The organism is Mesorhizobium sp. M7A.F.Ca.US.008.03.1.1, assembly GCF_003997495.1.
Lineage (GTDB): Bacteria > Pseudomonadota > Alphaproteobacteria > Rhizobiales > Rhizobiaceae > Mesorhizobium.
On sequence record NZ_RZRU01000003.1, the window covers coordinates 263,652 to 287,801 of the forward strand.

23 protein-coding genes and 1 other RNA gene are annotated in these 24,150 nt (G+C 62.1%); 12 read left to right on the top strand and 12 right to left on the bottom strand.

The features are described from left to right. The first annotated feature begins 96 nt into the window (after positions 1-96). Both EOA16_RS06795 and EOA16_RS06800 read left to right on the top strand, forming a co-directional pair. Positions 97-1,026, top strand: a complete 930-nt coding sequence (locus EOA16_RS06795; RefSeq protein WP_127256575.1) for a methyltransferase — start codon at positions 97-99, stop codon at positions 1,024-1,026. A 356-nt stretch (positions 1,027-1,382) separates the two neighbouring features. Then, a complete protein-coding gene (locus EOA16_RS06800; RefSeq protein WP_127256577.1) occupies positions 1,383-1,745 on the top strand; it encodes a hypothetical protein in 363 nt (120 codons plus the stop codon). 122 nt (positions 1,746-1,867) lie between these two features. Here the strand turns inward: EOA16_RS06800 and EOA16_RS06805 are convergent, their stop codons facing one another. The 9 genes from EOA16_RS06805 to EOA16_RS06845 form a co-directional block, all read right to left on the bottom strand. After that, positions 1,868-2,809 carry a glyoxylate/hydroxypyruvate reductase A gene (locus EOA16_RS06805; RefSeq protein ID WP_127256579.1) on the bottom strand — a complete coding sequence of 314 codons (942 nt, stop codon included), beginning with the start codon at positions 2,807-2,809 and terminating at the stop codon, positions 1,868-1,870. A 30-nt stretch (positions 2,810-2,839) separates the two neighbouring features. After that, positions 2,840-4,468, bottom strand: coding sequence for an ABC transporter ATP-binding protein (locus EOA16_RS06810; RefSeq protein ID WP_127256581.1), 1,629 nt, complete (start codon positions 4,466-4,468; stop codon positions 2,840-2,842). Next, complete coding sequence (locus EOA16_RS06815; protein ID WP_127256583.1) at positions 4,465-4,965, bottom strand: PIN domain-containing protein; 501 nt, start codon at positions 4,963-4,965, stop codon at positions 4,465-4,467. Before EOA16_RS06815 ends, EOA16_RS06810 begins: the two co-directional genes overlap by 4 nt. Beyond that, positions 4,965-5,198, bottom strand: a complete 234-nt coding sequence (locus EOA16_RS06820; RefSeq protein WP_127256585.1) for a hypothetical protein — start codon at positions 5,196-5,198, stop codon at positions 4,965-4,967. Before EOA16_RS06820 ends, EOA16_RS06815 begins: the two co-directional genes overlap by 1 nt. A 157-nt stretch (positions 5,199-5,355) precedes the next feature. Then, positions 5,356-6,501 carry an ABC transporter permease gene (locus EOA16_RS06825; RefSeq protein WP_127256587.1) on the bottom strand — a complete coding sequence of 382 codons (1,146 nt, stop codon included), beginning with the start codon at positions 6,499-6,501 and terminating at the stop codon, positions 5,356-5,358. Next, positions 6,501-7,598: a microcin C ABC transporter permease YejB gene (locus tag EOA16_RS06830; protein WP_013527941.1), complete on the bottom strand. Its 1,098-nt coding sequence runs from the start codon at positions 7,596-7,598 to the stop codon at positions 6,501-6,503. The genes EOA16_RS06825 and EOA16_RS06830 overlap by 1 nt, the downstream gene beginning before the upstream one ends. 174 nt (positions 7,599-7,772) lie before the next feature. After that, positions 7,773-9,641 carry an extracellular solute-binding protein gene (locus tag EOA16_RS06835; protein ID WP_127256589.1) on the bottom strand — a complete coding sequence of 623 codons (1,869 nt, stop codon included), beginning with the start codon at positions 9,639-9,641 and terminating at the stop codon, positions 7,773-7,775. Beyond that, on the bottom strand, positions 9,641-11,518 hold the full coding sequence (locus EOA16_RS06840; RefSeq protein ID WP_127256590.1) for an extracellular solute-binding protein: 1,878 nt from the start codon (positions 11,516-11,518) through the stop codon (positions 9,641-9,643). Before EOA16_RS06840 ends, EOA16_RS06835 begins: the two co-directional genes overlap by 1 nt. Before the next feature lie 157 nt (positions 11,519-11,675). Then, positions 11,676-12,368, bottom strand: coding sequence for a cytochrome c family protein (locus EOA16_RS06845; protein WP_127256592.1), 693 nt, complete (start codon positions 12,366-12,368; stop codon positions 11,676-11,678). Positions 12,369-12,561: 193 nt separating this feature from the next. On the opposite strand from EOA16_RS06845, the gene EOA16_RS06850 reads away from it, so the two are divergent. Continuing rightward, positions 12,562-13,290 (top strand): 3-deoxy-manno-octulosonate cytidylyltransferase, encoded by a 729-nt coding sequence (locus EOA16_RS06850; protein ID WP_127256594.1) that lies wholly within the window; start codon positions 12,562-12,564, stop codon positions 13,288-13,290. A gap of 19 nt (positions 13,291-13,309) precedes the next feature. Continuing rightward, entirely contained in the window at positions 13,310-14,173 is an 864-nt protein-coding gene (locus EOA16_RS06855) for a prephenate dehydratase (RefSeq protein ID WP_127256596.1), read from the top strand. Here the strand turns inward: EOA16_RS06855 and EOA16_RS06860 are convergent. The 3 genes from EOA16_RS06860 to EOA16_RS06870 are packed head-to-tail and all read right to left on the bottom strand — an operon-like array spanning position 14,170 to position 15,939. Next, on the bottom strand, positions 14,170-14,475 hold the full coding sequence (locus tag EOA16_RS06860; RefSeq protein ID WP_127256598.1) for a Dabb family protein: 306 nt from the start codon (positions 14,473-14,475) through the stop codon (positions 14,170-14,172). The genes EOA16_RS06855 and EOA16_RS06860 overlap by 4 nt on opposite strands. A gap of 41 nt (positions 14,476-14,516) precedes the next feature. Beyond that, positions 14,517-15,461, bottom strand: a complete 945-nt coding sequence (gene nudC / locus EOA16_RS06865; protein WP_127256600.1) for an NAD(+) diphosphatase — start codon at positions 15,459-15,461, stop codon at positions 14,517-14,519. 58 nt (positions 15,462-15,519) lie between these two features. Beyond that, a complete protein-coding gene (locus EOA16_RS06870; protein WP_127256953.1) occupies positions 15,520-15,939 on the bottom strand; it encodes an HIT family protein in 420 nt (139 codons plus the stop codon). 171 nt (positions 15,940-16,110) lie between these two features. On the opposite strand from EOA16_RS06870, the gene ffs reads away from it, so the two are divergent. From ffs to EOA16_RS06915, 8 genes are all read left to right on the top strand, one after another. Continuing rightward, positions 16,111-16,207, top strand: an RNA gene (ffs, locus tag EOA16_RS06875) — signal recognition particle sRNA small type. A 104-nt stretch (positions 16,208-16,311) separates the two neighbouring features. Further along, complete coding sequence (locus EOA16_RS06880) at positions 16,312-18,123, top strand: DNA polymerase III subunit gamma/tau (protein ID WP_127256602.1); 1,812 nt, start codon at positions 16,312-16,314, stop codon at positions 18,121-18,123. A gap of 30 nt (positions 18,124-18,153) precedes the next feature. Further along, positions 18,154-18,477: a YbaB/EbfC family nucleoid-associated protein gene (locus EOA16_RS06885; protein ID WP_013527931.1), complete on the top strand. Its 324-nt coding sequence runs from the start codon at positions 18,154-18,156 to the stop codon at positions 18,475-18,477. A gap of 24 nt (positions 18,478-18,501) precedes the next feature. Next, positions 18,502-18,834 (top strand): hypothetical protein, encoded by a 333-nt coding sequence (locus EOA16_RS06890; RefSeq protein WP_245455871.1) that lies wholly within the window; start codon positions 18,502-18,504, stop codon positions 18,832-18,834. Between the two features lie 327 nt (positions 18,835-19,161). After that, positions 19,162-20,094 carry a cell wall hydrolase gene (locus EOA16_RS06895; protein ID WP_127256604.1) on the top strand — a complete coding sequence of 311 codons (933 nt, stop codon included), beginning with the start codon at positions 19,162-19,164 and terminating at the stop codon, positions 20,092-20,094. Positions 20,095-20,183: 89 nt separating this feature from the next. Next, positions 20,184-20,789 (top strand): recombination mediator RecR, encoded by a 606-nt coding sequence (recR, locus tag EOA16_RS06900; protein WP_127256605.1) that lies wholly within the window; start codon positions 20,184-20,186, stop codon positions 20,787-20,789. 176 nt (positions 20,790-20,965) lie between these two features. Then, positions 20,966-22,243, top strand: coding sequence for a lytic murein transglycosylase (locus EOA16_RS06910; protein ID WP_127256607.1), 1,278 nt, complete (start codon positions 20,966-20,968; stop codon positions 22,241-22,243). Positions 22,244-22,505: 262 nt separating this feature from the next. Continuing rightward, on the top strand, positions 22,506-24,149 hold the full coding sequence (locus tag EOA16_RS06915) for an ABC transporter substrate-binding protein (protein ID WP_127256609.1): 1,644 nt from the start codon (positions 22,506-22,508) through the stop codon (positions 24,147-24,149). The last annotated feature ends 1 nt before the right edge of the window (position 24,150 follow it).

The following is a 24,150-nucleotide window of genomic DNA, read 5'->3' on the forward strand; positions in this document are numbered from 1 at the left end:
GCGGCGGGAAGCCTTGTTGTAAGTCACTGCTGACTCCCGCATAGAGCACCGTCGGCTCGATCCGCCGGCAGGACCCATCGCCCAGGATTCATTGTCTTGAAACCGCTTCAGGCCTCGTCCGGCGACTTGAACGCCGATCGCCGCGCCGATTATGCCGAGATGCTGCATGCGGATGGCGATCATGCGGCAGCGGCGGAATTGCTGCTCGGTGCGCTGGAAATGACGCCGCAATGGGCGATGGGCTGGTTTCGCCTCGGCGAGATGCAGCAGGCGGCGGGTGCACCGGATCTGACTGCACAGGCCTGGACGATGTCGCTGCAACTCGATCCATCGGATCGTCAGGGCGCTGCACTGAACCTGCAATTGATCGGCAAGGCGCCGGCGGTCGATGCGCTCCCCAGCGCCTTCGCCGAGGCCTTGTTCGACCACTATGCCGAGAGCTTCGATGAGTCCCTGGTCGGCAGACTGGGTTACCGCCTGCCTGAGATGCTGGACCAAGCCGTTCGAGCGGCAAGGCCAGGCCGCTTTCCGCTGGCGCTCGATCTTGGCTGCGGCACCGGCCTGATGGGGCAGAGGCTGCGGCCGATCGTCGACCGGCTGGAGGGTTATGACATCTCGGCCAGGATGCTGAGAAAGGCGCGGTCCAAGGGCGTCTACGATTTCCTCGACAAGGCCGATCTGCGGGATTTTGTCCATGCCGGTCCGAAAGCCGATCTGGTGACGGTGGCCGATGTTTTCATCTATGTCGGCGCGCTGGACGGCGTGGTGAAGACGATTGCCGGCTTGCTGGCCACGGATGGCCTGTTCGCGTTTTCCGTCGAGACGCTGGCTGGCGATGGCGATTTCGTGCTGCTGCCGTCGCGCCGCTACGCGCATGCGCAACACTATGTGCGCGACGTCCTGGCCGCCAACGGGCTTTCGGTCCTGTCACTGGAACCAACCGTGATCCGGCAGGACCGTGGGGAACAGGTCAACGGGTTGGTAGTTGTGGCCAAGGCTTCGAACTCAGCTCAACAAAAGACCTGACGACGGCCAGTTCGGCGGTGTCGGCAGCTTTTTGCCGGGCTGCGTGATAGGAATTTTTTCTTGACGCCGTGCCCTCAGCTATGGTACATTTTCGTCCATGGTGCTGATTTGCGCCAGTGACCCGCCGCACAGGCGGGGTTTTCGTTTGATGCCCGGTCAGCCACGCGCCGGCCAAGGCTCCGAAGGAACCTGTTGCCCCGAGCTCGTAGCCCTGTCGTTGTGGCAGGCAAGCTGCCGGCGGAGGGGTCCGTCGCCGCCTCGCAAACATTCTTGCTGTGAAAAAGTCCGATTTGCATGCGCCACTGATATTTGCGATCTGCTCGCATCAGGGTGGGATATCAGGAGGAGCATAGTCGATGCGCTGGAACATGATGATCTTGGCCTCTTGCCTGCTGACCGCCGGCTGTGTTGGCGGCACTTCTATGTCGGAACAGCAGGATGCGAACGTCCAGTCGTCCCTGCAATATGACAACGTGCCGTGCGACCAGTTGCTGGCGCAGCGCAACGGCTTGGCGCAGCAATACAACCTTGCGACGAAGGCCAAGCCGACCTTCTCCAATCCGGCAATGGGCTTCGGCCCGTTCACGCCTGACATGCGCTCCAAGGCCAAACGCGATACCGATAAGGCGAGCGGTGAGATCGATGCCATGAACCGGTCGATCGATCGACGCGAGTGCGGTCAGCCAAACAAGCAGAAGAAGCTCGCTCTGCCCGGCTAAAGCAGTTCACCGTTTCACGGAAACGGCGACCCGCTCCAACTCCTTGTTTTTACGCAATTCCCAAGGGAAAGCGCTATGCGCTTTTCCCGGGAAAACCGTTTCACACTTTTCCTGGAATTACTCTAATACCCCGCCTTGCGGTCCACCAGATTGTCGAGCTTTTCGCCACGTTCGAAGGCGTCCATCTGGCGCAGCATGATCGGCGCCAAATGGACAGGGTCGGAGGTCGCCGCCGCGTGCGGCGTCACGAACACTTTTGGATGCCCCCACAGCGGACTGGTCTTCGGCAGCGGTTCGACCTCGAACACGTCGAGGCTTGCCTCCTTCAGCGTGCCGTCATCCAGCGCCCGCAAGATGTCGGCGTCCTTCTGCAGGCGGCCGCGTCCGGCATTGATCAGCACAGAGCCGCCGAGGCCGTTGCGTTTCCGCAGTTCCTTCAGCACGCCGTAGTTGATGATGCCCTTGGTCTCCGGCGTCAGCGGCAAAAGCACCACCAGGATGTCGGTTGCCTTGAGGAAGGGGATAAGTCCGGCCTCGCCGGAATAGGTCGCGACGCCTTGCATGGCCTTGTCGCTGCGCGACCAGCCATTGACGGCAAAGCCGAGCGACAGCAGCACCGAGGCCGCGGCGCGACCGAGACTGCCGAGCCCCATGATGCCGACCGAAATGTCACCGGCCGGCCTCTGCTGCGGCTCATGCCAGATCTTCTTCGGCTGCTGCGACCGGTAGAGCAGGCCCTGGCGGTGATGGTCGAGCACCCGCCAGACGACATATTCGGTCATGTACTGGGTCAGATTGTCGGCGACGACCTTGACGATCGGCACATCGGGCAGGCCGGGATCGGCGAAGATATGGTCGACGCCGGCGCCGATCGAGAAGATGGCGCGCAGATTGGGCAGCGACGCCAGGATGTTCGGCTTCTGCTTCCACACCACGGCATAGGTGATCGAGGGGTCGCTGGCGCCGTCCGGCTCCAGCACCACCTCGCGTTCGGCCGACAGCAGGTCGCGCCAGCGCTGCGGATGAAAGCCGGTGACGGCAAGCAGGATGCGGCCTTTTTCCATTGCGGTCTTCTCTAGTCCCTTTTTACGCAATCACTCGCTGACGATGCCGACCGGCGCCGTCTCGATCTTGAAGGCGGCCGAGATCAGCGCCCGAGTATAGTCGGTTTGCGGATTTTCAAAAATCTGCTGGGAAGGGCCGGCTTCGACGATCCTGCCATTGCGCATGACGATGACGTCGTTGGCCAGCGCCCGGATGACTTTCAAATCATGGCTGATGAAGAGATAGGCGAGGTCGTGCTTGGCCTGCAGGCTGCGCAGCAGGTCGACGACCTGCGCCTGCACGCTCATGTCCAGTGCCGATGTCGGCTCGTCCAGCATGACGAAGCGCGGGTTGAGCACCATGGCGCGTGCGATGGCAACGCGCTGGCGCTGGCCGCCGGAAAACTCGTGCGGATAGCGGTTGCGTGTCGCCGGATCGAGCCCGACCTCCTTCAGCACGGCCGCCACCTTGTCGTCGCGCTCGTCGGGCGACAGCTTCGGCTCGTGGATCTTGAGGCCTTCCTCGATGATCTCGGCGACCGACATGCGCGGGCTGAGCGAGCCGAACGGATCCTGGAAGACGATCTGCAATTCGCGCCTGAGCGGCCGCATCGCGTTGAAAGTCAGCTGGTTGATGTCGCGCCCGTTGAACTGGATGGTGCCGGTCGACGAAATCATTCTTGCCAGCGCCAGGCCGAGCGTCGTCTTGCCGGAGCCGGATTCGCCGACCACACCGAGCGTCTGGCCGGCGCGCACAGTGACATCGATGCCGTCGACCGCCTTCACATTGTCGACGGTGCGGCGGAAGAAGCCCTGCTTGATCGGGAACCAGACCTTTATGTCCTTGCCGGTCATGACAGGCCTGGCATCGGCATTGGCGGTCGGCGGCTTGCCCTTCGGCTCTGCCGCCAGCAGATGCCGCGTATAGGCATGCTGCGGATTGGCGAAGATCTCCTTGGTCGGCCCGGTCTCGACGATCTTGCCCTTGGTCATCACGCAGACGCGGTCGGCAATCTTGCGCACGATGCCGAGATCATGGGTGATGAACAGCATCGACATGCCCTTGCGGCTCTTCAAGCCGGCCAGCAGTTCGAGGATCTGCGCCTGCACGGTGACGTCGAGCGCCGTCGTCGGCTCGTCGGCGATCAAAAGTTCAGGCTCGTTGGCCAGCGCCATGGCGATCATCACGCGCTGGCGCTGGCCACCGGACAACTGGTGCGGATAGGCATCGAGGCGCTTGTGCGGATCGCGGATGCCGACCTCGTTGAGCAACGCCAGCGTGCGTTCCTTGGCCGGGCGGTCGGCCATGCCCTGATGCAGCTTCAGGATCTCGACGATCTGCTGCTCGATCGTGTGCAGCGGATTGAGCGAGGTCATCGGCTCCTGGAAGATCATGGTGATCTTGTTGCCGCGCACCTGCCGCAACTGCTTCTCGCTCATCGCCAGCAGGTCGTTGCCCTGGAACAGGATCTTCCCCGAAGGGTGGCTGGCGCTTGGATAGGGCAGCAGCTTCAGCACCGAAAGCGCCGAGACCGATTTGCCGGAGCCGGATTCGCCGACCAGCGCCACCGTCTCGCCCTTGGCGATGTCGAACGAGATGTGGTCGACAGCCGTCGACTGCTGTCCGCCTTGCGCAAAGGCGACGGAGAGGTCGCGAACGGAGAGCAAGGAAGCAGTCATGTATCAATTTCCGCTATGACTTTATCAAGAGCAGAAATCTCCGGTCGTATGATCGAAATTTGCGCTGTCAATTGAGGAGGAACAAGCCGATTTGGCGCGATCGCATAGGCGTCTTTCAATCGGTCATCGGCCGTCAGGAATTGCGTGCAGCCGAAGTGCATAGCCGTGGAAAGATGAATGGCATCCGGTAGCCTGAGAGAAACGAATGTCGAACGAAGCTGTGCCGCGTGCCAGAGGACCTCGCGAGTTACCGTGCCAATCGAGACAAAGGCGTTACCAATCGAGATATTGTCATAGAGCTCAACAAGCGGCTCATTACCCTTTTTCAGAGGGTCTACCATCAGCTCCGCCAGCACGAGTTCGCTTGTCGCGAGGAAAGGCTGCTTTCTGCCCTCGTTCAGTGAAATGAGCTGAAGCAGTTTTTTCGCCAGAGCATCGTTATTTTCGAAAGCGTAGATGAAAATGTTCGTATCGACGTAAAGCCGGAAGGCGGCCATCAATCCTCCCACTCATCGCGGAGGGCACGAACACGCGCGACAGCCTCTTCGAGACTTGTTCCCGCCGCGTTGGCCTGCGCATTCCGCATAAGTTCAAGCAATTGTTTGTGGCCGAGAGGCCGTTTGGCTTCCTCTTCTACCGTCACCTTAACTGAGGCATTCAAAGCTATACCCTCTCGCAGTTCATCCGGGAGTTTGGATGCAGGGTAATGCTCGAAGATGACCTTATTCACAACTCTGTCCTTCTGTGGGGTACGATATGAGGAATTGCCGTTTGTGATCCGCCGCTGACCTGGCCATCAGTCGTTTCGACAATTGATGCATACGCTCATTTTCGCTCGAACTGCCACACTGAGAATATATCATGCTGAATGCCGGTCCGCATCGTTGTCATCTGAACGTCTTGCGTGGATCGAAGGCGTCGCGCGTTGCCTCGCCGACGAAGACCAGCAGCGACAGCATCAGCGAGATGACGACGAAGCCGGAAATGCCGAGCCACGGTGCATTGAGGTTGCGCTGCGCCTGCTTGAGCAGTTCGCCGAGCGAGGCGGAGCCGGGCGGCAGGCCGAAGCCGAGATAGTCGAGCGAGGTCAGCGTCGAGATCGAACCTGAGAGCAGGAAGGGCATGAAGGTCAAGGTTGCCACCATGGCGTTGGGCAACAGGTGCCGGAACATGATGGTGCGGTTGGGCACGCCGAGCGCCCGGGCCGCGTTGACATATTCGAAATTGCGGGCGCGCAGGAACTCGGCCCGCACCACGCCGACCAGCGCCACCCAGGAGAACAGCAGCATCAGGCCGAGCAGGATGAAGAAGCCCGGCGGCAGGATGGCGGCGACGATGAGCAGGAGGTAGAGCACCGGGATGGCGGACCAGATTTCGATGAAACGCTGGAACAAGAGATCCGTCCAGCCGCCGAAATAGCCTTGCACGGCGCCGGCCGCGACGCCGATCAAGGCCGAGCCGGCGGTCAGGATCAGGCCGAACAGCACCGAAATGCGGAAGCCGTAGATGACGCGCGCCAGCACGTCGCGCGCCTGGTCGTCGGTGCCGAGCCAGTTCCAGTTGCCGACGATGCAGGCTGGGTCGGCGGCACCTTGCGGGTACTGATTGCAGCGCGTCTTGGCGTCATACTGCCAGGACGGTTTGGCCGGGGCTGCTTCCGGAATGGCGTTGTTGACGGTCTGATAGGAGTAGCGCACCGGCGGCCAGATCATCCAGCCATTGGCGTTGATCTCGTCCTGGATGACCGGGTCGCGATAGTCGGTGACGGCATAGAAGCCGCCGAATTTTTCCTCGGGGTAGGCGACCAGCACCGGAAACAGGATCTCGCCCTTGTAGGAGACGATGATCGGCTTGTCGTTGGCGATGAATTCGGCAAACAGCGACAGCACGAACAGGACGAGGAAGATCCACAACGACCAGAAGCCGCGCCGGTTGGCTTTGAAATTCTGCAGGCGGCGCTTGTTGAGCGGCGACAGAAACGGCCGCTTGATCCGCGCGGGTGCCGCATCCAGGGGGACTGTAGCCTCCGACATCAGACGTCTCTCCGCTCGAAATCGATGCGCGGATCGACCCAGGTGTAGAGCAGGTCGGACAAGAGCCCGACGAACAGCCCCAGAAGCGAGAAGATGTAGAGGTTGGCGAACACCACCGGGTAGTCGCGCTCGACCACCGACCGGAAGCCGAGCAGGCCGAGGCCATCGAGGGAAAAGATGTTCTCGATCAGCAGCGAGCCGGTGAAGAAGGCCGAGATGAAGGCGCCGGGAAAGCCGGCGATGACGATCAGCATGGCGTTGCGGAAGACATGGCCGTAGAGCACCTGCCGTTCCGACAGGCCCTTGGCCCGCGCCGTCACCACATACTGCTTGCGGATTTCTTCGAGAAACGAGTTCTTGGTCAGGAGTGTCGTGGTGGCGAAGGCCGACAGCACCAGCGCCGTCAGCGGCAAGGTCATGTGCCAGAAATAGTCGACGATCTTGCCCCACCAGGACAATTGATCCCAATTGTCGGAGGTGAGGCCGCGCAACGGGAACCAGTCCCAGAACGATCCGCCGGCAAACAGCACCATCAGCATGATGCCGAACAGGAAACCGGGTATGGCATAGCCGACAATGACGACGCCGCTGGTCCAGACGTCGAAAGGAGTGCCGTCCTTGACCGCCTTGCGGATGCCGAGCGGGATAGAGATCAGGTAGGACAACAGCGTGATCCACAGCCCGATCGAGATCGACACCGGCATTTTTTCCAGAATCAGGTCGAGCACCGAAATGTCGCGGAAATAGCTGTCGCCGAAATCGAAGCGGGCATAATTCCACAGCATCATGCCGAAGCGCTCGAGCGGCGGCTTGTCGAAGCCGAACTGCTTCTCCAGCTTCTTGATGAATTCCGGATCGAGCCCCTGCGCACCGCGATATTTCGAGCTGACGTCACCGGCGGCATCGAAATTGCCGCCAGCACCCGCGTCGCCGCCACCGCCGCCGAGGCGGTCGCTGCCGCCCTGGTTGGTCAGCCTGGCGATGACCTGTTCGACCGGACCGCCGGGGGCGAACTGGATGACGGCGAAGGATATCGCCATGATGCCGAACAGGGTCGGGATCATCAAAAGGATGCGACGCAGGATATAGGCGCCCATCAGTTTTTACCCTCCCCCTTGTGGGGAGGGTCGATCCGCGAAGCGGAGCGGGGTGGGGGTACTTTCAAGCCAATGCATGCGCGCGCACCCCCACCCCAGTTCGCCATCCGCGCTGCGCGCGGAGTGCTCACCGACCCTCCCCACAAGGAGGAGGGTGAAGTGCCGCGCAACATCTCAGCCTTTGCCAATTCTTGCCGCCTTGCCCTTATCGAACCACCACAGCGTCTCGACCGGAAAGCCGAAATCGGGCTTCTGCTCGACAAAGCCGAACATGTCCCAATAGGCGACGCGGTGATTCGCCAGATAGTATGTTGGAATCCAGTCGAGCCGCGCGCGCAAGACCCGGTCGAGCGCTCGGAGCGCCGTGACGAGTTCTATACGGTTTTTCGCCTTGCCGGCTGCCGCGATCAGGGCGTCGATGGCCTTGCTTTCGGTGCCCGGATAGTTGCGTTGCCCCGGGATTTTCGCCATTCGGGAATCATAGAGCATCTGCAGGCTGTCGTCGGTCGGCGTCGCCCCGATCGACCAATGCAACAGTGCAAGATCGAAGTCGTAATTGCTGTGCCGCTGCTCATACTGCGCCGAATCGATCTGCCGGATCGATGCGTCGATCCCGATCGCCTTCATATTCTCGGACCACGGGGTGTAGATGCGAACGATGCCGTCGTCCTCCGCCAGCATTTCGACCCGCAGCCGCTCACCCTTGTCGTTGACGACGAAACTGCCATCGCGCTTCCAGCCGGCTTGCGCGAGCAATCTCGAAGCCTCGCCCAGCAGCTTGCGGTCATGGCCCGAACCATCGGACAGGGGCTGTGTTACCGCTTCACCGAAAACCTCTGGCGGCAACTCGGTCCGGAACGGCTCCAGCAGGGCCAATTCGTCAGGAGAGGGCAGACCTTCGGCCTTGTAATCCGATCGTTCGAAGTTCGATTGAGAACGCTCGTAGGAGCCGTAAAACAAGGCCCGCTTCATCCATTCGAAATCGAAGCATCTGGCGATCGCCCGCCGCACCCGCTCATCGCGGAATTGCGGACGACGCTGGTTCAGTGCGACGCTCTGCATGTCCGGCGTCTTCTCACCGGGAAATTCCCGTTTGACGACCTTGCCGTCCTTCAGCGCCGGAAAGTCGTATCCGGTCGCCCATACCCGTGAGGTGAATTCCTCGCGAAAATGCGTGTCGCCTTTCTTGAAGGCCTCGAATGCCGCCTGCCGATCAAGATAAAAGTCGATGCGGATGCGGTCGAAATTGTAGAGGCCGCGGTTCACTGGGAGATCGCGGCCCCAATAGTCGGCCACGCGGTCATATTCGACCGTCTGTCCGGCCGCCACGCGTCCAATCTTGTAGGGACCCGAGCCAAGCGGCGGTGTCATGGTCGAGGCATCGAAATCATTGGCCGTATAAAAGGCCTTGGAGACGATCGGCATCCCCACGATCGCAAGGATGTTTTGCGCCGACTGCTTGCCATTGAAGGTGAGATCGACGGTAGCGGGATCGACCGCAACCGCGTCGGTCATGTACCGCAACGCCTGGGAAAGGTTCGGATGGCCCTTGTCCTTATAGAGCTTCAGCGAGAAGACAACGTCTTGCGCGGTCAGCGGCGAGCCGTCGTGGAAACGCGCTTGCGGTCGCAGCGCGAAGCGGAAGCCGTTGCGGTCCGGCGACAGGGTAACGGTTTCGGCAAGTAGGCCATAGACTGCATCCGGCTCATCGAGCGCGCTTGTCATCAGGGAATCGAAACAGAGTTCGGCGCGCGGCGGCGCCTCTCCCTTCAACACCAGTGAATTCAATGTGTTGAAGGTCAGGAAGCTCTGATTGAGGGTCGAGTTCGGCGGCGCGAAATTCATCTGACCGCCCTTGGGAGCGTCCGGATTGACGTAGTCGAAATGCGCGAAATCGGGCTTGTATTTGAGGTCGCCGAACGCCGACAGACCATGCAGCTTGGTGCCGGTCGCAATGTCGGCGAAGGCTTTTGCGGGCAACAGGGCGGCCGCCGCCGCGGCACTGCCCAGGGCGAGAAAATCGCGGCGGGGCAGGACCGCCATCAATTGCCGCCCTTGTACTTGGCTGCCAGCGCCTTTTCCTTGTCGGGAATGATCCACCAGGAATCGATGTCGGCGCCGACATAGGCGGGCTGCTTGTCCGGGAAGCCGAACTTGTTCCAGTAGGCCAGCCAGACCGCGGAACGGTAATATTGCGGCACGACGTAAAAATTCCACAGCAGGATGCGGTCGAGCGCGTGGGTGGCGGCGACGAGGTCGTCGCGATCGGTGGCGAAGATGATGCGGTCGACCAGCGCGTCGACGATCGGATCCTTGATGCCCATCAGATTGCGCGAGCCGGGCGAGTCGGCGGCTTTCGAGCTCCAGAAGTCGCGTTGCTCGTTGCCCGGCGATTCCGACTGCTGCAGAATCCCGGTGACGACATCGAAATCGAAATTGTTGACCCGGTTGATGTACTGCGTCTGGTCGATGATGCGCAAAGTGGCGTCGACGCCGATCTTGCGCAAATTGGCGATGTAGGGGCTGGCGATTACCTGATCGGTATCGTTCCAGCCGAGGATTTCAAACTTGAACGGCGCGCCGGTCTTGGCATTGACCATCTTTCCGCCCTTGATCACCCAGCCAGCCTTGGCGAAGAGATCGACCGCCTGTTTCAGGTACTTCCGTTCCGCCTGCGGCGAATCGTAGACCGGCAGCTTGAATTCCTGGGTGAAAAGTTCGGGCGGCAGCTTGTCGCGGTATTTTTCCAGGATCTCCAGTTCCTTGCCTTGCGGCAATCCGCTCGACGCCAGTTCGGTGCCTTGGAAATAGCTCGATGTGCGGGTGTTGAAGCCGAAGAACAGCGTGCGGTTCATGCTCTCGAAATCGAATGGAATGGTCAGCGCTTCACGCACCAGCCGGTCCTGGAACAGCGGCCGCCGCTGGTTGAGGACGAAGCCCTGCATCGGTTTCGGCGCCTGGGTCTGGAAGTCCTTCTTGACGACGTCGCCGGCCTGGAATGCCGGGAAATTGTAAGCCGTCGCCCATTTGCGTGAACTGTATTCGCGGTTGATGTCTTCCAGCCCGCCTTTGGTGAAGGCGAGCCAGGCGGCGTTGTCGTCGAGGATATAGGTGTAGCGTCGGGTGTCGAAATTCTCGCGGCCGATCTTCACCGGCAGCTTGGCCGCCCAGTAGTCCGGCACACGCTGCCAGATGATTTCCGAACCCGGCTTGAAGCTGGCGATCTTGTAGGCGGCCGAACCGAGGGGGATTTCCAGCGTCGGCTTGGTCACGTCTCGCTTCTTGCCGTTGGCGTCGGTGCCTTCCCACCAATGTTTCGGCAGCACGGCAAGGTCGCCGATGATCTTGGGCAGTTCGCGATTGCCCTTCTGGTTGAAATGGAACTCGACCTCGCGATCCGAAATCGCCACCGCATCGGTGACATTCTCGAAATACCGGCTGTATTGCGGGCTGTTGGCCTTGAGCACCTGGAACGACCAGATCACGTCATCGACGGTGATCGGCTGGCCGTCATGCCATTTGGCGCGCGGATCGAGCCGGTAGGTCGCGGAGGAATAGTCGGCCGGATATTTGTAGGCATCGGCGATCAGCGGATGGCTGGTGCTGCCTTCATCGGTCGCCTGCTCCATCAGCGTGTCGTAGAGCAGACCGCCGCCGAACCCGACGAGGCCGGCGGCCGGTGATCCCTGGACGACGTAGGGATTGAAGCTGTCGAATGTGCCTGGCACCACCGAGTTCAGCGTGCCGCCCTTGGGCGCGTCGGGGTTAACGTAGTCGTAGTGCTGGAAATTGTCGCCGTATTTGGACTCGCCGATCAGCGACGAGGTGGTGCGCCATTCGTCGGCGCGGACAGCCTGCAATCCCGCCGCCAGAAGGGCTGCCGCCAGCAACGACCTGAGAAGCGTTCGGCCAACCGTCATGCACTATCCTCTTCGCAATGCCCGTTCATCGGCAATCTAGATGATTTGGCGCCCGTGAAAACCGCCATGCGCGGCTTTGTCGCCGCCTATGCGGTTTTCATAACAAAAAAGCCGGGCTGAACCCGGCTTTTTCAAGGTCGTCGAGATGATATCTTGGTTATTGAGCAGGCGCCGGAGCAGGAGCGGCCGGAGTTGGCGCAGCCGGAGCCGCTGGCTTGGCGGGAGCGGCACCCTCAGCCGGCTTCGCCGGGGCAGCACCGTCAGCAGGCTTGGCGGGCGCGCCTGCATCGGCGGCGGCACCTGGCGCCGGCAGCGGCTTGGGATTGTCCGACAGCGTGCGCAGATAGGCGATGACGTTGGCGCGGTCCTCGTCCTTGGGCAGGCCGGCGAAGCCCATGGCGGTGCCCTTCACGAATTTCTTCGGCGAGGTGATGAAGTGGTTGATGTTGTCGTAGGTCCACTTCTCGGCGCCGCCCTTGGAGAATTCCTTCATGCCGGCCGAATAGGCAAAGCCTTCATGCTCGGCGACCGGGCGGTCGATGAGATCCCACAGGTCCGGGCCGACCTTGTTGGGGCCGCCCTTTTCGCCGGAATGGCAGGCCTGGCACTTCTTGAAGACGGCGGCACCTTGCTCGACATTGGCGGTTGCCAGCAGATCGGCGATCGGCTTGGCTGCGGCAGCCGGCGCGGCCGGACCGCCTTCGGCGGGCTCGGCGGCCTCGATGGCGAAGCCGGGCTTTTCCGGCGCCGGTGAGGCAAACAGCGCATCGGACACAATGCCGACCGAGAAGACGACGAAAACGGTTCCGAGCAATCCGGCGAGCAGTTTGTTGACTTCGTTGGAATCCATACGCCCCTTGCTCCCTTTTCCGGCGGACAGAACCGTCCACTCCGTCCGTCGGTATCGTGACCCGTCCTGCCAAGGCGGTCAAATCGGGCGGAAACTAGGTCTTTTGCTGCGGCGTTGCAACACCTATAAGGGCGCTTCCAGTGAGACCTTTTGCCACTTTCCCTGTCCTCTTTCGAGACGCCTTGCACCCGAAATGTCCACGCTGATCCTGATCCCGGCCCGCATGGCCTCGACCCGCCTGCCGGGCAAGCCGCTGGCCGACATCGCAGGCGCCCCGATGATCGTCCATGTCGCCCGCCGCGCCGCCGAAGCCGGCCTTGGCCGGGTGGTGGTGGCGACCGACACCCAAAGCGTGGCGCAAGCGGTGCGCGCGCACGGTTTCGAGGCCGTGATGACGCGCATGGATCACGAATCCGGCTCCGACCGCATCCACGAGGCGCTGCTTGCGCTCGATCCTGGGCGCAAGGTCGAAACCATCGTCAATGTGCAGGGCGACCTGCCGACGATCGATCCCCGGATCATCGCCGCGTCGCTCAGGCCTTTCGATGACAGTGCGGTGGACATCGCCACGCTCGGCGTCGAGATCGTCCGCGACGAGGAAAAGACCAATCCCAATGTCGTCAAGATCGTCGGCTCGCCGCTTTCCGGCAGCAGGCTGCGGGCGCTCTATTTCACCCGCGCCACGGCGCCTTGGGGCGAGGGGCCGCTCTACCATCATGTCGGCCTCTACGCCTATCGCCGCGAAGCACTCGAGCGTTTCGTCGCGCTGAAGCCGTCGCCGCTCGAACGGCGCGAGCGGCTGGAACAGTTGCGGGCGCTGGAAGCCGGCATGCGCATCGACGCCGAGATCGTCCAGTCGCTGCCGCTCGGCGTCGACACGCCGGAAGACCTCGAACGCGCCAGAACAATCCTTGCAAACTGAGAAACCCGAGACTTGGCCCATGCCTGAAAAGACCAACAGAATATCCTTCCAGGGCGAGCCGGGCGCCAATTCCGACACCGCCTCCCGCAACGTCTATCCATCGATGGAGCCGTTGCCGTGCCCGACCTTCGAGGATGCGTTCAACGCGGTCGAGACCGGCAAGGCCGATCTCGCCATGATCCCGATCGAGAACACCATTGCCGGACGCGTCGCCGATATCCATCATCTGCTGCCGGAATCGAAGCTGCACATCATCGGCGAATATTTCCTGCCGATCCATTTCCAGCTGATGGTGCTGCCGGGCGTCAAGCGCGACGAGATCAAGACGGTGCACAGCCACATCCACGCGCTTGGCCAGTGCCGCAAATACATCCGCAAGAACGGCTGGAAGGCGATCGTCGCCGGCGACACGGCTGGTGCGGCCAAGATGGTCTCCGAGGTCAAGGACCGCACCATGGCGGCGCTGTCGCCCGCACTGGCAGCGACGCTCTACGGGCTCGATATCATCGAGCAAAATGTCGAGGACACCGACAGCAACGTCACCCGCTTTGTCGTCCTGACCAAGAACAAGCAATGGGCCGAGCGCCCATCACCCGAAGTCAAGATGATGACGACCTTCATCTTCCGCGTCCGCAACGTGCCGGCGGCGCTCTACAAGGCGATGGGCGGCTTCGCCACCAACGGCATCAACATGACCAAGCTGGAGAGCTACCAGCTGGGGGCTTTCACGGCGACGCTGTTCTACGCCGACATCGAGGGCCATCCCGACGACCCGCTGGTCAAGCTGGCGCTGGACGAGCTTCGTTTCTTCTCCCGCGAAGTGCGGATTCTCGGCGTCTATCCGGCCAGTGAGTCGCGTGAGCAGTGGAAGGTTGCGGACTAGATCACCGCGCCCAGCGGCACGTAGTCGATCTCCATGAAGGCCTCCACCTCCGGCACCCAGCGGTCGCGCACGAAGGCGACGTGGTCGGGATGGTCGTTGTACCTCGTGTAGGCGGCCTGGTCGGCGAACTCCATCGAGAAGCCAAAGTGATAGTCGTTCTTGGGGCTGATCTGTCGCAATTGTTCGAAATGTGTGACGCCCCTGATCGCGGTGAGGATTTTCTTGGCGTCGACCAGGAACCGCTTTTCCTCCAGCGAGTGCGGTGGATGCTTCAGCGTGAAGACGACGGTGTGACGGATCATTTTTGCCTCTTTGATGTCTGGCCTTCCAGGCTCTTGCCGACCTATTCGGCGTCGACCCAGGCGCGGATGAGATGATATGCGATCGCCCCCTTGGGCGGCGTGAACAGATTGCCGGGATGTTCCTTGGCCAGCATCGAACGCACCTCGTCACGGGCAAACCAGCGACAGTCTTCCAGTTCGTTGAGGTCGGCCTGGATATCGTCGTTGAGCGGCTCGCCGAAGCAGCCGATCATCAGCGAATAGGGAAACGGCCAGGGCTGGCTGGCGTGGTAGACGACGCGGCCAAGCCGGATGCCGGCCTCTTCCAGCGTCTCGCGGCGCACCGCCGCCTCGATCGTCTCGCCCGGCTCGATGAAGCCGGCAAGGGCCGAGTACATGCCCGGCGCAAAATGTCGTCCGCGTCCGAGCAGGCATTTCTCCCGCGTCGCCGTCAGCATGATCGCCACCGGGTCGGTGCGCGGAAAATGCTCGGTGCCGCAATTCGGGCAATGCCGCTTGTAGCCGCCGGCCCGCATCTGCGATTCTGTACCGCATTTGCTGCAGAAGCGATGGCTGGCATGCCAGGCCAGCAGGGCAGCACCTTGCGCCATCGCGCCAGCCGCCGCCTCGTCGATCAGCCCTTGCATGTAGACCGAGCGGTAGTCGATGGCCTTGACTGTTTCCGGAAGCTGTTCGGGTTCGACGCCGGCGGGCACGGCCAGCACCGGTCCTCGTTCGGAAAAGCCGAGCAGGATGCCTTGCGCCAGGGAAACCTTGAAGGGTTCGCTCTCGGTCGCGCCGAACCAGGGGTCGAGATCGCCGCCATCGCCGAGCTTCAGATAGAGCCGGCCGCCATGCATCAGAAGCAGCCGCGTCGCGGGGTCGGCCAGCGCCTTGTCGACCGAATCGTCGGCGCGGTTCTCGGACTGCCGGTCGATCGTGTTGCCGGCAAAGCCGACGAACTGGCTCGGCTCGCGCAAAGGCGCGTCAAACAGGCGGAAGCTCATGGGGACTCTGGGATATGTTGAGGGATGGACACGTTTTGGGATGAACACAGGGGAACGCTTATAGCGCCGCCTTGATCGTTTCGGCAAACCGTCGCAAGTCGGAACGTTGATAGGGCTCTCGCAGGCCATGTCCCCACACAGGGCCTGGCCAGCCGGGATCGCCTTCCGAACGCGCGATGACATGGATGTGCAGCTGGCGCACGATGTTGCCGAGCGCGCCGGTGTTGATTTTGGTGCAGCCGGTCGCTTTTTTCAGCGCCTGCGCCACCATATTGGTTTCGAAGGTCAGCATTGCCTGGTCGAGCGGCGTCATGTCATGGATTTCCTCCGCGCCGGGCCGCTGCGGCACCAGCAGCAGCCAGGGCCAGCGGCGGTCGTTCATCACCCGCAGTTCGCAGAGCCCGAGCCACATCAACTGCTCGCTGTCCGCCTCCAGCCGTGCGTCCAGCGTAAATCCGGCCTCCAGGCCCGGCAGCATCGGCGTTTCCCTTGCTTTTCTTGGTTTGCTCAACACATGAAGGCTAGAGCGGCGGCAAGGGGGCTGCAAGCGAATCATTGCGCCGCTCACGGTTTGGTGCGCCAATTCCATATTTTTGCGATTTCTTCGGCGGACTTGCATTTCGTCACGCAATTGCCGATATGGAAAGCGGGAGGTTGGTGGTGGACGATCCACTCGCCAACCGGGTCAGGTCCGGAAGGAAGCAGCCCTAACGAGCCCGGAACGGGTCATTGTTCCAGCCTCCCACCTCACGGCCCCTCTCGCGACATTGACGACGCATTGCAGCGCGGGCGAGACTATGCGCAGGAATCGGCCGCCTTCGGGCGCGGCCATTTGGAGCTTTACGGGCGTATGAGCGAAGCCGGAAATTCGGGACCAAAAAGCCTGGAGATAGGCAAGGCCGCCGCCTATCGCGTGCTGGCGCGCAAGTACCGTCCCTCGAACTTCTCCGAGCTGGTCGGCCAGGAGCCGATGGTGCGCACCCTCACCAACGCCTTTGCCACCGGCCGCATCGCCCAGGCCTGGATGCTGACCGGCGTGCGCGGCGTCGGCAAGACCACGACGGCGCGCATCCTCGCGCGCGCCTTGAACTATAAAACCGCTGATATCGACCAGCCTTCGGTCGACCTTGCGGTGCTCGGCGAGCATTGCCAGGCGATCATGGAAGGCCGCCATGTCGACGTCATCGAGATGGACGCCGCCTCGCACACAGGCATCGACGACATCAGGGATATCATCGAGCGCGTGCGCTACGCGCCGGTCTCGGCGCGCTACAAGGTCTACATCATCGACGAAGTGCACATGCTGTCGACGCAGGCCTTCAACGGCCTGCTGAAGACGCTGGAAGAGCCGCCGCCGCACGTCAAATTCATCTTCGCCACCACCGAAATCCGCAAGGTCCCGATCACCGTCCTGTCGCGTTGCCAGCGCTTCGACCTGAGGCGCATCGACGCCGGCGCGCTGGTCGCGCATCTCGGCTCGATCTCGGCCCAGGAAGGCATCTCGGTCGACGACGACGCGCTGGCGATGATCGCGCGCGCCGCCGAAGGCTCGGCCCGTGATTCGCTCTCCATTCTCGACCAGGCGATTGCCCATGGCGCAGGCACTGTCAGTGCCGCGGCTGTGCGGGCGATGCTGGGCCTTGCCGACCGCGCCCGTATCGTCGACCTGTTCGAACATGTGATGAAGGGCGATGTGGCGGCAGCTCTCGGCGAATTCCGCGCGCAATACGATACCGGCGCCGATCCGGCCGCCGTGCTGACCGATCTTGCCGAGTTCAACCACCTCGTCACCCGGCTGCGTTTCGTGCCAACGGCCATCGAGGATGCATCGCTGTCGGAGGACGAGCGGCAGCGCGGCGCGGATTTCGCCAGGACGCTGTCGGTCAGGGTGCTGTCGCGGACATGGCAGATGCTGCTCAAGGGCATTCCCGAAGTGCAGTCCTCCAACCGGCCGGTCAGTGCCGCCGAAATGGTGCTGATCCGGCTGGCGCACGCCGCCGACCTGCCGACGCTGGACGAGGCGTTGAGATCGCTCGAAAGTGCCGCACCGGTGCAAAATGGCGCGCCGCGCCCGAATGGGGCGCCTGCAGGGGGAGGCAATGGCGCCGCCGCGATGGCGCAGACGCGCATGCCCGTCGGTCCGGGCGGCGCGCAGACCATGCGGCTGGTCGAAGCCTCGCCCGCCCCTGTTGCCTTCGTCGCTCCGCCGGAGCCGGTCGTGGAGACGCAATCGGCGCCGCTGAAATCGCTGGCCGACATCATTGCGCTCGCCGACGCGCAGCGCGACATCGCCTTCAAGGTGCTGGTCAAGAGCTGCATCCGGTTTGTGCGTATCGAGCCTGGCCGCATCGATGTCGGCCTGACCAGCGATGCGCCCAAGATGCTGCTCAACGACCTGACGACGAAATTGCGCGCCTGGACCGGCCGCAGCTGGCTGGTCTCGCTGTCGAAGGAAGAGGGCGGCCAGACGCTCGCCGAAATGGAATCGGCCAAGCGCGAGACGGCTTTTCTCGATGCCAGGAGCGACCCGACAGTGGCCGCCATCCTGGCGCGCTTTCCCGGCGCCAAGATCATCGACGTGCGCATTCCAGACGCGCCGGAAGCCGAAACGACAGAGGCTGAAGTGCCGGTCGAGCCGCCGGCTGACGACGACGAACCCTGATCCAGCCACGAATCCACAAAGGACCCGACCATGAAAGATCTTCTCGGCCTGATGGGCAAGGCGAAGGAAATGCAGGCCAAGTTCCAGGCCATGCAGGACGAGATCGCCACGCTGGAAGCGTCCGGCCAGGCCGGCGGCGGCCTGGTCAACGTCACGCTGACCGGAAAATTCGAGATGAAGTCGCTGAAGATCGACCCCTCCTTGTTCAAGGAGGACGATGTCGAGATCCTCGAAGACCTGGTGCTGGCCGCCCACAACGACGCCAAGACCAAGGTCGAGCAGATCATGCAGGAAAAGACCAAGGCGCTGACCGCAGGCCTGCCAATACCGCCAGGAATGAAACTGCCCTTCTAGCGTTCGGCGCGCCCCACGATCGACATGACCGAAGAGCCCTCCGAAAGATTGATCGAGCAGCGTATCCGCAACAGGATCTACGAGATCCTGGAAATCCTGGCCGATTGTGACGACGGCGTCGATCTCGTCGGCATCAAGGGTTATTTCTATCTGTTCGAGGATTTCGTCCATCGCCCATCGATCGAAGCCGGCACATCGGCGCTTTCGAAGGACGAGCGCGCGATCGTGCTGGAGATCGCCGAATTCCTGGAGATGGCAAGCGAGACAAATCCGGACTTCACCAAGGCTGAGTTCATGACAGCGACTGGCCGGGAAAGATCGCGCCGACGGCCAGGGAGGCGCGGACGCTGTTCTTGAGGCGCGGCCTGTTTTCGGAGAAGGTCGAGGAGCTTGAGCCTGGCCAGCCGGCCGCGATTGCGGCCGGTCGGTAGACCGGTTTCAGGAAAAACGCGATGCGGCTTTCCCTGAAAAAGCGCGCAGCGCTTGCCCTGGGTAATTGCGGCGAAACAAAGAGAGAGACGTCATCGCTTCTGTGAAATGAGGGCTCGATCTATCTGGAAAGCCACGTAATTGTGCCAATTTGGCAACAGTGAGTTGTTAATGACGTTTTGGCCATCATTTTGCCCGAAAGTGTCTCATTCTTGCCGCAGCCTGGGGGCGGGCACGAAGTGAGAGGGTTACCTGTTGATTTCCACGCGATGGAAGACGCCGCTGTTGCTCGGCGCCGTCATTTCACCCCTGTTTTTGGCTGCCTGCAGCCAGACCACTTCACACGGCATGTCCGTCGCCAGCCTGACCGACGCCATCACGCCGGGTTTCCTGAGTTCCCGGGCCTACAGCCACACGCCAAAGGACAAGGAATGCCTGGAACGGGCGATGTTCTTTGAATCCAACCGCTCGAGCCGCGACGGAATGATCGCGGTCGGCACGGTGGTGATGAACCGGCTGCGCTCCGGCAATCATGGCAGCACCATCTGCCAAGTGGTGGGTGAGCCTGGGCAATTCGCGCCTGGCGTCATGACACGGCCGATGAATTCACGCGCAATGCCCGATGTCGAAGAGGCCGCCGACGCGGTGCTGAAGGGCGAGCGCAAGTCCAAGCTCAAGAACACCATGTTTTTTCACACCGCCGGTCTACGCTTCCCCTACAAGAACATGCACTACACCATGGTTGCCGGCGGCAATGCCTTCTACGAGAAGCGCGGCCGCAACTGGCAGCCGCTGCCGGATGAGCCGCAGGTCGCCATTGCCTCCGCGGCGCCCGACAAGTCAGCCGCGCAGGTGACGATGGTCGCGTCCGCCGAGCCGATGCGTCCGGCCAAGCCGGCCACCGTCCGGTCCGTCCCTGCCCAGCAGACCTATATGACCGCGGCCGCCGCGCCGGCCGCGAAATCCGCGCGTGTCTCGGCGGAGCCGACGGTGGTGGCGATGCAGGAGCCGATGGAAGAGCCGGATGCCGCCCGTTTTGGCGGAACCTTGAACGCAAGGACAAGGGTCATCTCCTCGGTCGAGGACGCGCCGCAAGAGGCGTCGATGGGATTCCAGTCGACACCTGAGAACACCGATGCCGTCGGCGCGATGATTGTCAGCCAGGGCCGGCCGCTCGAAGCCAACTGATTTGCGCTCCGCGGTCCGCCAAGGCCCAATATGGCGGTCATGCGGATGCGGATGTTCCAAAGCGCTCTGAAAAATCCTAGATCAGAGCGATGTCGAAGCGAATCGCCGGTCCCGAGATCGAACGTCTGATCCAGCTCCTGGCCAAGGTGCCGGGGTTGGGTCCCCGTTCGGCCAGGCGTGCCGCCCTTCATCTGATCAAGAAGAAGGAGCAGCTTTTGTCGCCGCTTGCCGCCGCCATGGCCGAAGCGGCCGACAAGGTGCGCATCTGCTCGACCTGCGGCAATGTCGATACATCGGACCCTTGCATGATCTGCACCGATCCGCGCCGCGATGCCGGCACCATCATCGTCGTCGAGGACGTCTCCGACCTATGGGCGCTGGAGCGCGCGGCGGCGATGAATGTGCGTTACCACGTGCTCGGTGGCACATTGTCGCCGCTCGACGGCATCGGCCCCGACCAGCTCAACATGCGCTCGCTGGTCGACCGCGTCGCCAGCGGCGAGGTCAAGGAGATCATCCTCGCCGTCAATGCGACGGTGGAAGGCCAGACGACTGCGCATTACCTCACCGACCAGCTGTCCGGCTTCGACATCAAGGTGACACGGCTGGCGCATGGCGTGCCGGTCGGCGGCGAACTCGACTATCTCGATGAGGGCACGCTGGCCGCGGCGCTGCGCTCGCGGACGGCGTTTTGACGCAATTGGCGGGGATGCTTGCTGAGATGACTGCATTCCTTGGCGCCCCCCTCTGTCCTGCCGGACATCTCCCCCTCAAGGGGGGAGATTGGCCGTCACACCTGTTTTCGCGAATTTTTAAAGTTGCTGGTTTGGCGCCGCGGTCGAAGCGGCTGATCTCCCCCCTTGAGGGGGAGATGTCCGGCAGGTCAGAGGGGGGCGCCACGGAACGCAACCTTCGCAATCTCATCTCTGCATTTCTTCTGGCCGTGCTGACTAGTCTCTTCATTCTCCCCTCGGCCTCCGCTGCAAAGATCGACGACCAGTTCCGCGCCTGGCTGCAAAACGACCTCTGGCCGCAAGCCAAGGCGAAAGGCATTTCCAAAAAGACCTTCGATGCCGCCTTTGACGGCATCAAGCCCAATCTGAAGCTGCCGGACCTGGTCAAGCCGGGCGAGAAGGCGACCACGCCGCAGAAGCAGCACCAGGCCGAATTCGGTTCACCCGGCGCCTATTTCGCCGAGAAGACGGTTCGCGCGGTGACGGCAGGCGGTCGCGCGCGCGAAGCCGCCAATGCTAGGACACTTGCGGCCATCGAAAAGCGCTACGGCGTGCCAGGCGAAGTGCTGCTGGCGATCTGGGGACGCGAGACCGGATTCGGCGCGGCGAAGATGCCCTACGACGCCTTCGAAGTGCTGGGCACCAAGGCGTTCATGTCGACCAGGAAGGACTTCTTCCGCACCGAACTGCTTGCGGCGCTTGAGATCGTCGAGCGTGGTCTGGCTCCGGTCGGCGCGATGAAATCGTCCTGGGCAGGCGCGCTCGGCCAGCCGCAATTCATGCCGACCTCGTTCTTGAAGCATGCGGTCGATTTCGACGGCGACGGCCGCGTCGATATCTGGAACTCGACGCCGGACGTGCTGGCCTCGATCGCCAACTATCTCGTCCACTATGGCTGGGTTAAGGGTCGTGGCTGGGGTTTCGAGGTGACCGTGCCGGAGACGGTCTCCTGCGCGCTGGAAGGCCCGGACCAAGGCAAGAAGATCTCCGAGTGGGCGGCAATGGGCATCAAGCGCGTCGGCGGCAAACCGTTTCCGGCGAGTGAGCTGAAGGCGGAAGGCTTCCTGCTGATGCCGGCCGGGCGCAGCGGCCCGGCCTTCATCGCCACGCCCAATTTCTACGTGCTGAAGGAATACAACACCAGCGACCTCTACGCGCTGTTCATCGGCCATGGCGCCGATCGCATCGCCCATGGCGATCAGAATTTTGCCGGCAGCTGGGGCGCGGTCGGCGGGCTCCATCGTTCGGACATCGCCGCCCTGCAACGGGCGCTGGAAGCCAAGGGCTATGATGTCGGCAGCGCCGATGGCCTGCCCGGCTTCAAGACCCGCCGTTCGATCGGCACGTGGCAAGCCAAGAACGGCCGCGCCGCCACCTGCTTCCCTGACACCGGCCTGGTCGCGGCGCTGAGATAGCCGCGACATTCGCCAGATTGTCTTCGATCGGCAGCCTCGATTGGCTGGCCTAAGCGTCGACATCCCGCCGGCCTTTCTGACCCATTGAGCCGTCATATAAAAGCTCGTTGCCCGCCACGAGGCCGCCGGATATGGTGTTGACCAACTGGACAAAAACCGCAACGGTAAGAGATCAGTGGGGCTTTCTCCAGGCCCGAAAAGAATTGCACAACCCTGAGCCGGGAACTCGGGTCAACAAACAACAAAACAGGGAACAATCACGATGATGATGGAAAAGTTTGCTCTACGCTCCCGCTTCCTGCTCGCAGGTGCAGCCATGTCCGCGCTGCTTCTGGCCGGCGCGCCCGCCGGTGCGGTCACGCCCGCCGACACGCTGGTCGAAGGTTTCGCGATCGACGACATCATCTCCATGGATCCGGGCGAGGCGTTCGAGCTGTCGACCGCCGAGGTCACCGGCAACACCTATGATCTGCTTGTCCGTCTCGACCTCAGCGACACCTCCAAGGTCAAGGGCGACCTTGCCGAAAGCTGGACCGTCTCCGATGACGGCCTGACCTACACGTTCAAGCTCAAGCCCGGCCTGAAATTCGCTTCCGGCAATCCGATCACCGCCGCCGACGTCGCCTGGTCTTTCGAACGTGTGATCAAGCTCGACAAGAGCCCGGCCTTCATCATCGGCCAGTTCGGCATCAGCGGCGACAACGTCGCCGAGAAGGCCAAGGCGGTCGACGAGACCACCTTCCAGTTCATCGTCGACAAGGCCTATGCGCCAAGCTTCGTGCTGAACTGTCTGTCGGCAACGGTCGCGTCGGTGGTCGACGCCAAGCTGGTCAAGGAACATGTCGCTGCGGTGACGCCGAGCGCCGACTACAAATGGGACAATGATTTCGGCAATGCCTGGCTAAAGACCGGCTATGCCGGCTCCGGCGTCTTCAAGCTGCGCGAATGGCGGGCCAACGAGGTGGTCGTTCTCGAGCGCAACGACAATTACTACGGCGAGAAGGCCAAGCTTGCCCGCGTCATCTACCGCAACATGAAGGAAAGCTCGGGCCAGCGCCTTGCGCTCGAAGCCGGCGACATCGACGTTGCCCGCAATCTCGAGCCGAACGACCTCGACGCCATCGCCAAAAATGCCGATCTGACCTCGACCAGCGCGCCGAAGGGCACGGTCTATTACATCAGCCTCAACCAGAAGAATGCCAACCTCGCCAAGCCCGAGGTCCGCCAGGCATTCAAATACCTGGTCGACTATGATGCGCTGAGCTCGACGATCCTCAAGGGCATCGGCGAAATCCATCAGACCTTCCTGCCCAAGGGCGTGCTCGGCGAACTGGATGAGAATCCGTTCAAGTTCGATGTGGCCAAGGCCAAGGAATTGCTGGCCAAGGCCGGTCTGCCCGACGGCTTCAGCGTAACCATGGACGTACGCACAGGCCAGCCAACCACCGGCATGGCGGAATCCATCCAGCAGACGCTCGGACAGGCCGGCATCAAGCTCGAGATCATCCCGGGCGACGGCAAGCAGACGCTGACCAAGTACCGAGCCCGCAACCACGACATCTATATCGGCCAATGGGGGCAGGATTATTTCGATCCTAACTCCAACGCCCAGACCTTTGCCTCAAATCCGGACAATTCGGATGCAGCCAAGACCAAGACGCTGGCCTGGCGCAACGCGTGGGACATTCCGGACCTGACCAAACAGACGGAAGCGGCATTGCTCGAGAAGGACGCCGGCAAACGCGCCGACATGTACAAGGATCTCGAGAAGAAGATCCTCGACACCAGCCCCTTCGTCGTCATCCACCAGCAGCTGGAAGTGGCCGGCCTGCGCAAGAACCTCAAGGGTTTTGCGCTCGGCCCGAGCTTCGACACCAACTTCGTCGGGCCGGTGTCCAAGGAATAAT

Coding starts and splice junctions, on each gene's coding strand:
- EOA16_RS06825 (WP_127256587.1), bottom strand. CDS start 6,501: ATGTCGGAGGCTACAGTCCCCCTGGATGCGGCACCCGCGCGGATCAAG.
- EOA16_RS06840 (WP_127256590.1), bottom strand. CDS start 11,518: ATGACGGTTGGCCGAACGCTTCTCAGGTCGTTGCTGGCGGCAGCCCTT.
- EOA16_RS06915 (WP_127256609.1), top strand. CDS start 22,506: ATGATGATGGAAAAGTTTGCTCTACGCTCCCGCTTCCTGCTCGCAGGT.
- EOA16_RS06810 (WP_127256581.1), bottom strand. CDS start 4,468: ATGACTGCTTCCTTGCTCTCCGTTCGCGACCTCTCCGTCGCCTTTGCG.
- EOA16_RS06860 (WP_127256598.1), bottom strand. CDS start 14,475: ATGATCCGTCACACCGTCGTCTTCACGCTGAAGCATCCACCGCACTCG.
- EOA16_RS06800 (WP_127256577.1), top strand. CDS start 1,383: ATGCGCTGGAACATGATGATCTTGGCCTCTTGCCTGCTGACCGCCGGC.
- EOA16_RS06885 (WP_013527931.1), top strand. CDS start 18,154: ATGAAAGATCTTCTCGGCCTGATGGGCAAGGCGAAGGAAATGCAGGCC.
- EOA16_RS06815 (WP_127256583.1), bottom strand. CDS start 4,965: ATGGCCGCCTTCCGGCTTTACGTCGATACGAACATTTTCATCTACGCT.
- recR (WP_127256605.1), top strand. CDS start 20,184: ATGTCGAAGCGAATCGCCGGTCCCGAGATCGAACGTCTGATCCAGCTC.
- nudC (WP_127256600.1), bottom strand. CDS start 15,461: ATGAGCTTCCGCCTGTTTGACGCGCCTTTGCGCGAGCCGAGCCAGTTC.
- EOA16_RS06850 (WP_127256594.1), top strand. CDS start 12,562: ATGTCCACGCTGATCCTGATCCCGGCCCGCATGGCCTCGACCCGCCTG.
- EOA16_RS06855 (WP_127256596.1), top strand. CDS start 13,310: ATGCCTGAAAAGACCAACAGAATATCCTTCCAGGGCGAGCCGGGCGCC.
- EOA16_RS06870 (WP_127256953.1), bottom strand. CDS start 15,939: ATGCTGCCGGGCCTGGAGGCCGGATTTACGCTGGACGCACGGCTGGAG.
- EOA16_RS06835 (WP_127256589.1), bottom strand. CDS start 9,641: ATGGCGGTCCTGCCCCGCCGCGATTTTCTCGCCCTGGGCAGTGCCGCG.
- EOA16_RS06830 (WP_013527941.1), bottom strand. CDS start 7,598: ATGGGCGCCTATATCCTGCGTCGCATCCTTTTGATGATCCCGACCCTG.
- EOA16_RS06910 (WP_127256607.1), top strand. CDS start 20,966: ATGTCCGGCAGGTCAGAGGGGGGCGCCACGGAACGCAACCTTCGCAAT.
- EOA16_RS06845 (WP_127256592.1), bottom strand. CDS start 12,368: ATGGATTCCAACGAAGTCAACAAACTGCTCGCCGGATTGCTCGGAACC.
- EOA16_RS06805 (WP_127256579.1), bottom strand. CDS start 2,809: ATGGAAAAAGGCCGCATCCTGCTTGCCGTCACCGGCTTTCATCCGCAG.
- EOA16_RS06890 (WP_245455871.1), top strand. CDS start 18,502: ATGACCGAAGAGCCCTCCGAAAGATTGATCGAGCAGCGTATCCGCAAC.
- EOA16_RS06880 (WP_127256602.1), top strand. CDS start 16,312: ATGAGCGAAGCCGGAAATTCGGGACCAAAAAGCCTGGAGATAGGCAAG.